Origin of the sequence: Corallococcus sp. CA047B, from assembly GCF_003612065.1 — a bacterium.
Taxonomy (GTDB): domain Bacteria; phylum Myxococcota; class Myxococcia; order Myxococcales; family Myxococcaceae; genus Corallococcus; species Corallococcus praedator.
In genome coordinates this window covers 1-6,324 of the sequence record NZ_RAWD01000439.1, presented here as the reverse complement: position 1 = coordinate 6,324, position 6,324 = coordinate 1, and the positions used below count along the sequence as shown (strand labels likewise).

Genomic DNA, 6,324 nt, shown 5'->3' with positions numbered 1-6,324 from the left:
CAGCAAGGCAGTGAGGTGGAGCAAGGCAGCAAGCAGGACGCTGTACGGGGCTGTGCGACGGGATGGGGCAGTGCGCAGGTTGGGGGAGTTCGGCAATGCGGTCGCGGTACGCCGGACGGGAGTGAAGGGCAGGGACACACGCAGGGCATGTCGGTGCGGGGCAGTCGCGCTCGATCCTGATGGCAGTTCACGGGGACGCGGCCGCCGGTACTCGGCAGGGATCAAAGGCGGGAGTGGAGTGGCGGGTCGGGGGGAAGCAAGAGACGTCGGGTTCCGTGGATGGGTCGCTCTCGGGAGCCGGCGCGCCTCGCAAATCTCATCGCGGTGGACCGCGGTGTCTGGAACGGGGAGAAGCCTCATGGGAGCGGTGTCCATCGTCACCGCGGCATTGGTCGTCCTGTCGGCGCACACGGCCATTGCCCAGACGCAGGAACTGCGGCGCCGCACGAGTGATCCGGAACGCCTCGCACCCTTCGGTCTGATGCTCGACGCGGGCATGCCCGAAGGCGCGGGACTCTCCGCGGTCTTCCGGCCTTCGCCTCACGTCCGCCTGCACATCGGTGCCGCGCACAACGGATTGCGCGGTGCCGCGCGCGCGGGGCTCACGCTGCTGCCACTGCGCGGAACCTTCTCGCCGTCGCTGTCGCTGGAGCTCGGTCACGCGCAGGCCGCGAGCACCGAGACCCTCAACCGGCGACTCGCGGATCGCACGCTGCTGCCCGCCTCATCCATGGAGCGCGTGGGCTACTCGTACGCCAGCGCCCACCTGGGTCTGGAGTTCAACGCCACGCGGCGGCTCAGCTTCTTCGTGCGCGGCGGCATGAGCGTCATGGAGATGGCGGTTCCCAGCCTCCAGAAACTCGACGAACCGTTCCGCGACGCGCTGACGCCCGTGGAGACGAAGTCCTGGGGTATGCGCGCCCTGCAGCCGTCCGCGAAGCTCGGCTTCGCCCTCTTCTTCGGCTGACCTCGCGCGGCCGAGCAGGCGCTACGTCGCCGCCAGCCGCTTCGCGAGCACCTGTTCGAAGAACACCAGCGCCTGGTTCTCGGCCCAGAAGGACGGCCGGAGCAGGCTGCCCGCGACGAAGCCCACGTGGCCGCCGTACTCGGTCAACACCACGTGGATGAACGGGTTGTCCGGCGCCGACAGCGGAACCACCGGGGACTCCAGCATCGGATCGTCCGCGGCGCTCAACAGCAGCGTGGGCCGGCGGATGTCTCCCAGGTGGGGACCCGAGGACGCCTCCCGGTAATAGTGCGCCGCGTCCTGGAAGCCATGCATCGGTCCGGTGACGACGTCGTCGAACGCCCGGAGGGTGTACGCCGCCTGCATCCTCTTCAGATCGAACGCACCCGGGAATCGTTGGAGCTTCGCGCGGGACTTGCTCTTGAGCGTGCGCAGGAACCGCTGGCGGTAGAACCAGAGGAAGCTGTCCCCGCTGTCCAGCTTCCGGCAGCAGGCATCCAGATCATACGGCGCGCTGATGGACGCGGCGGCGACCACCGGGGCCGAGTCGCCCGTCTCCTCCAGGAGCCGGCACAACACGTTGGCGCCCAGGGAGAAGCCCACCGCGAGCATCGGACCGGTGATGCGCGCGCGCACGTCCTCCATCACGAGCAGCGTGTCGTTCGTGTCCCCGGAGTGATACGCCCGCGCCAGCCGGTTCGGCTCCCCGCTGCACGAGCGGAAGTTGATCGCCGTGGCGCCCCAGCCGCGCTTCGCCGCGCCCCGGAGCACCTCGGTGACGTAGCCCGCCTGGGAGGAACCCTCCAGGCCATGCAGCACCACCACGTGCGGCGCGCCCGTCGGACCATCGAAGCTGTCCAGGTCGACGAAGTCCCCGTCCGGCAATTCGCGCCGCTCCCGGCGCAGGGGTGGCGAACGGGTGGGCCGCGCGAGCGAGGCGAAGATGGTCTGCGCGTGCGCGCCGCGAAGTCCCGGCGCGGGAATGAACGGTTCGGTGGGTTGGAACTTCACGTCACGTCTCCCTGCACCCGGGCGCGTCCCGACAGGCCCGCCACCGCCCGCGCCGCTCGCATGGAGGCGCAGCCGGAGGTCCTCACGGCCTCCGCCTCGCCGGTGAGCTGGAACAGGGCCAGGTAGTTGTGCACGCGCTCCTCCAGCGTGGGCGCTTCGATGCGGCGGCACACCTCATCCGCCGCGTAGTCCCGGCACACCTGGGGCCTCCGCTCGTAGACGGTGCACAGGTTGTCCGCGTCCAGGTGCGGGCAGCGAAGCCCCAGGGGCTTGTCCAGCGCGGCGATGTCCGGCGCCACGCAGCAGGCGCCACAGCAGGTGCACTCCATGCAACTCCCTCAGCGGCGGATGGCCTTCTCGACCTTGCCCAGGTTCGTCACGGTGAGCGTGACGCCCTGGCCCTTCTTCCACCCGAGGAACTCGTCCTCGCGCGTGGGCTCCACCACGTGTTCCTTCACGCCGTCGTCGTCATAGCGCACGCTCACGCGGTAGGACTCCTCGCGTCGCACCCGCTCGTTCGTTCCGGCCGTCAGCTCCGGCCAGCGCGGCGCATCCTCGGTGCCCTTCAGCTCCCGCTGATCCACCTGCTTCCACGCGTACGTGTCGTAGGTGCACTGCTGCGAATAGACGGGCTCGTTGCGGTAGCGCGTCTCCGTCTGGCAGTCCTCGTAGGACTCGTTGCAGTACTTCGTCTCGTCGTGGCAGATCTCCTCGGCGAAGCCGTTGCCCTTGTCGCGGCGCCGGCACTTCTCCTCGGTGCCACACGCCACCTTGCGGGTCTTCGTCCGGCACACGCGCTCGGTGCCATCCGCGACCCTGCGCGTGCCGCGCTGGCGGGACACGCAGTCGCGGATGTTCGTGACGCCCGGCACCTCGCCCGCGCCGTTCACCGGCATGCGCGGGGCGGTGGTGCTCAGCTCATCCCGCCAGCCCGTGCGGGCCTCCGGGAGGAAGCGCTCCTGCACCACGGCGCGACGCCAGCTCGTGGCGGTGACCTCTCCCTTGAAGTCGTGCGTCAGGTTGCCCCACGCGCCTATCGCGCAGGTGCCGAAGCAGCACGAGCCCAGGACGCCCGCGACGATGAGCGCGATCTTCTTCCAGTTGCTCGGCTTGGGCGCGGGCTTCGGCGGCGGCTGGGGGGACAGGTCCGCGATGCGCGCGGCCTTCGCATCCGAGCCGCGTTCGGCGGAGCACTGCCGGCACGCCTTGGCATCGCCCCGGTTGGAGGCGCCGCAGTAGGCGCAGAACCAGTCCTCGCCCGCGCCGGCCAGGTCCAGCGCCTGTTCGTCGGTGACGCCCTCGCGGGTGGACCTGCCGGAGGCCGCGTCCACGTCACCGAAGTCGAACTCCGACTCCTTGCCCGTGAGTTCGCGCGGGTTGTTGCACGAGGGGCAGTTCTTGTGGCGCGCGGGGATGTTCTTCGCGCCGCAGGACGTGCAGTTCCAGGTGCCCTCGATGATGCGCCTTCGTTCCGCCATGGGGGCGCATCCTAGGGGACCTGTCGCCTCCTGACACATCCGGGTTAGGGTCTCCGCCCATTCCCACCGGGCCGGAGGTGGGGAGCCAGGCCGGTTTCCAGGACGGAAACGCGGAGGTTCCCATGTCTCGTCGGACGCTGGATGTGATTCCGAAGCATCGGATGCTGCGCCGCACCCTCTACGGCCTGCTGTTGGCCGCGCCCCTGCTGCCCCTGGGGGTGGGCTGTGGAAACGGGGAGGGTTGTGGCGATGGCCCCACCTCCCTCAGTGGGGGACTCATCGCGCTCAACGCGGATGGGAGCCTTCCGAGCAATCCGTCCTGCGACAGCTGCCCCGACCAGGGTGAGGACGGTGCGCAGCCCACCGGCTGCTTCGCGAAGGAGTCGTCGTCCGTGGGTAGGGCGGAGTTGCTGTGCAGCTATGTCACCTGCTCCAACGACGGTCGTCGGCCGGAGGGGCTGCGGGAGGCGCTCGTGTCGGAGTCCGGCGGGGCCATGGGCGCGCTCTTCGCGCATGCGGCCTGGCTGGAGGCGGCATCCGTGCCGGCGTTCCTGCGGCTCGCGGACGAGCTCAAGGCGCACGGGGCGCCGGAGGCCCTGGTGAAGGCCGCGCGTCGCTCCGCGGGAGACGAGGTCCGCCACACCCGTGCGATGCAGTCGCTCGCCGAGCGCCATGGCGCGCTCCTGCCCGACGTGGACCTGCCGCCCTTCCAGGCCCGTTCGCTGGAGGAGATGCTCCTGGAGAACGCGGTCGAGGGCTGCGTGCGTGAGACCTTCGGGGCCTTCGTGGCAGGCTGGCAGTCGCGCACCGCGCAGGACCCCGAGGTGCGCGACACGCTGCGCGCCATCGCGAGGGATGAAGTGCGCCACGCGGAGCTGGCGTGGGCCGTGGATGCGTGGGCCCACCAGGAGCGACTGACGCCGAGGCAGCGGGCGCGGTTGCTCCAGGCGCGGCGGGATGCGCTGCGCGTCCTGGGAGAAGAAGTGGAGGGGCACCGGCCGCCGGAGCAGCTCATCCGCGAGGCGGGGATGCCTTCCCGAGAGCAGGCCCTGACCCTGTTCCAGGGCCTCGCGGGACTGGTGGCGTAGTCACCGGAAACGTGCCGCCGCCCCGCGCCGCGTTCACCGCGCTGGCGGCGGAACGCCCGCGCTCCGCCCTCACGCACCGGCTGCTGACGGCGGCGGTGCGGCCGTGACGTCACACCCAGAGGGCGCGAGGGAAGGGGACCTCCGGCGCGGGGGGCATGCCCTCGCGCAAGGGCCGCAGCATGGGCAGCGACCCGTCCCGCTGCACGCGCACGGTCCCGGGCACGCCCGCGAGCAGCGGCGCCGTCGCGGCTTCCTCCCACCACACCACGCGCTTGAGCCCCGCGTGGTGTGCCACACGACGCGCCTCCGCGAGCAGGGCCTCCGCGTCCGACGCGTCCCGCGCATCCAGCATCAGCACCACCAACTCGCCGTAGCGGGCCATCATCGTCCACAGCGCAGTGGAAGCACCCACCACCGCGCCGCACGTCCGGGGCCGGGGCCTGTCCAGCAGCTCCGCGTAGATGCGCTCCCGCTCCAGGTGCCAGTCCACCTGCGAGGCCGTCGGCCACAGGTAGAAGGGCACCTGGGGCCGGCGCATCCGCTCCAGCGCCCGCGCCACGTCCGTCTCCTGAAGCCCCCCGTCCTCCGTGCGTCCCCCCGGCGCTTCCGAAGCGTCCAGGTGCCAGTCCCACGCCGGCACCTCCACGTACCCGGAGCGGCGATACAGCGGCGCCCCGACGTCGGAGAACAGGACGACGGAATGCGGACGCGGCGCCACGCGCTCCAGCTCCAGGGCCACCGCGTCCATCAACCGCGTGGCATGTCCCTGGCCGCGCAGGTGGTCCTCGGTGAAGACGCTGGCGATGGCATAGCTGTCGCCCTGCGCGAAACGCCCATCCCCGCCGCGCAGGAAGCTGTCGGTGCGGAAGGTCTCGCACGAGGCCAGCACCGCGCCGTCGTCTCCCAGCCACAGCCAGGTGCTCATGGCCTCGCGGCTCCACGGGTGGGCCCGCAGCCGCGCCTCGCGCTCCTGGTACTGCGGCACGCTCAGCGGGGAACCCCACGCGGCATGGGTGACGGCGTCGCGCGCGGCCTTCTGCGCGTCGGTGGCGAGTGCGAGGGGCATGGTGCCGCGCAGGCTAGACGCGAGGCGCGCCCCGGCGCGAGCGCTACAGCCGCGTGCTGTACGGGAAGCGGAAGTGGAACTGCAGGTACGCCTGCCCCACGTGGAAGATGCCGTCGCCCAGCTTGTCCGGCAGGCCCAGTCCGCCCAGCTCCTGCGGCACGTAGAAGGTGGACTCCCAGCCCACGCTGATGAGGAAGCTCTTCGCCAGCTGGAACTCCAGGTCCGCGCCCACCTCCGCGCCGGGCCGGAGGAAGTGCGTGTCCGGCAGCGTGTCGGAGAAGATGTACGCGTACGACAGCACCAGCCCCGCGCCCACCGTGAAGCGCACCGGACTGGACGACAGCGGCAGCCCCAGGCCCAGCGGCTTGAACGTGATGCCGTACATCCCCGTGTCGCGGTACTTCGGCGAGATGATGAACGAGTCCGGGATGAAGATGGACGGCGAGACGCGGATCTCCTCCACCTTCGTGGCCTGCTTGCGGTAGCGGTTCGGGATGACGCGCTGGTTCTTGCGCAGCCACTCCTTGTCCAGCACCGCGTCCACCGACAGCTTCAGCCCCGTGTGGATGGGTTGATCCTCGAAGACGGGCCCGAAGAACATGAACACCGCCGGGCCCACGCCCACGTCCACCGGCACGGTGACCTTCTGGGCCGCCGGAGCCAGGGCGGGCCACAGCAGCAGGGTGCTCAGCCTGTCTCTTATACCCATCTCCG

At 70.7% G+C, this 6,324-nt stretch carries 7 protein-coding genes; 2 read left to right on the top strand and 5 right to left on the bottom strand.

Annotated features, from left to right (window positions below; genetic code table 11):
• Window positions 1–358: 358 nt before the first annotated feature.
• Window positions 359–967: a hypothetical protein gene (locus tag D7X74_RS38285; RefSeq protein ID WP_120537905.1), complete on the top strand. Its 609-nt coding sequence runs from the start codon at window positions 359–361 to the stop codon at window positions 965–967.
• Window positions 968–988: 21 nt separating this feature from the next.
• Here D7X74_RS38285 and D7X74_RS38280 read toward each other — a convergent pair whose 3' ends face one another.
• The 3 genes from D7X74_RS38280 to D7X74_RS38270 are packed head-to-tail and all read right to left on the bottom strand — an operon-like array spanning window position 989 to window position 3,456.
• Window positions 989–1,978 carry a hydrolase gene (locus tag D7X74_RS38280; protein WP_120537904.1) on the bottom strand — a complete coding sequence of 330 codons (990 nt, stop codon included), beginning with the start codon at window positions 1,976–1,978 and terminating at the stop codon, window positions 989–991.
• Window positions 1,975–2,307 carry a YkgJ family cysteine cluster protein gene (locus tag D7X74_RS38275; RefSeq protein WP_120537903.1) on the bottom strand — a complete coding sequence of 111 codons (333 nt, stop codon included), beginning with the start codon at window positions 2,305–2,307 and terminating at the stop codon, window positions 1,975–1,977. The genes D7X74_RS38280 and D7X74_RS38275 overlap by 4 nt, the downstream gene beginning before the upstream one ends.
• A 9-nt stretch (window positions 2,308–2,316) precedes the next feature.
• Window positions 2,317–3,456 (bottom strand): hypothetical protein, encoded by a 1,140-nt coding sequence (locus tag D7X74_RS38270; protein ID WP_120537902.1) that lies wholly within the window; start codon window positions 3,454–3,456, stop codon window positions 2,317–2,319.
• A 122-nt stretch (window positions 3,457–3,578) separates the two neighbouring features.
• Here D7X74_RS38270 and D7X74_RS38265 point away from each other — a divergent pair, with 122 nt between their 5' ends.
• Entirely contained in the window at window positions 3,579–4,544 is a 966-nt protein-coding gene (locus tag D7X74_RS38265) for a ferritin-like domain-containing protein (RefSeq protein WP_147444546.1), read from the top strand.
• A gap of 109 nt (window positions 4,545–4,653) precedes the next feature.
• On the opposite strand, the gene D7X74_RS38260 is transcribed toward D7X74_RS38265, so the two are convergent.
• Together D7X74_RS38260 and D7X74_RS38255 are read right to left on the bottom strand one after the other, a co-directional pair.
• Window positions 4,654–5,610 (bottom strand): GNAT family N-acetyltransferase, encoded by a 957-nt coding sequence (locus D7X74_RS38260; protein ID WP_120537900.1) that lies wholly within the window; start codon window positions 5,608–5,610, stop codon window positions 4,654–4,656.
• Between the two features lie 43 nt (window positions 5,611–5,653).
• Window positions 5,654–6,319: a hypothetical protein gene (locus tag D7X74_RS38255; protein ID WP_120537906.1), complete on the bottom strand. Its 666-nt coding sequence runs from the start codon at window positions 6,317–6,319 to the stop codon at window positions 5,654–5,656.
• Between the last annotated feature and the right edge of the window lie 5 nt (window positions 6,320–6,324).

Excerpts from the sequence above, each read along its gene's own strand:
- D7X74_RS38270 (WP_120537902.1), bottom strand. The coding sequence starts at position 3,456 with ATGGCGGAACGAAGGCGCATCATCGAGGGCACCTGGAACTGCACGTCC.
- D7X74_RS38275 (WP_120537903.1), bottom strand. The coding sequence starts at position 2,307 with ATGGAGTGCACCTGCTGTGGCGCCTGCTGCGTGGCGCCGGACATCGCC.
- D7X74_RS38260 (WP_120537900.1), bottom strand. The coding sequence starts at position 5,610 with ATGCCCCTCGCACTCGCCACCGACGCGCAGAAGGCCGCGCGCGACGCC.
- D7X74_RS38285 (WP_120537905.1), top strand. The coding sequence starts at position 359 with ATGGGAGCGGTGTCCATCGTCACCGCGGCATTGGTCGTCCTGTCGGCG.
- D7X74_RS38255 (WP_120537906.1), bottom strand. The coding sequence starts at position 6,319 with ATGGGTATAAGAGACAGGCTGAGCACCCTGCTGCTGTGGCCCGCCCTG.
- D7X74_RS38265 (WP_147444546.1), top strand. The coding sequence starts at position 3,579 with ATGTCTCGTCGGACGCTGGATGTGATTCCGAAGCATCGGATGCTGCGC.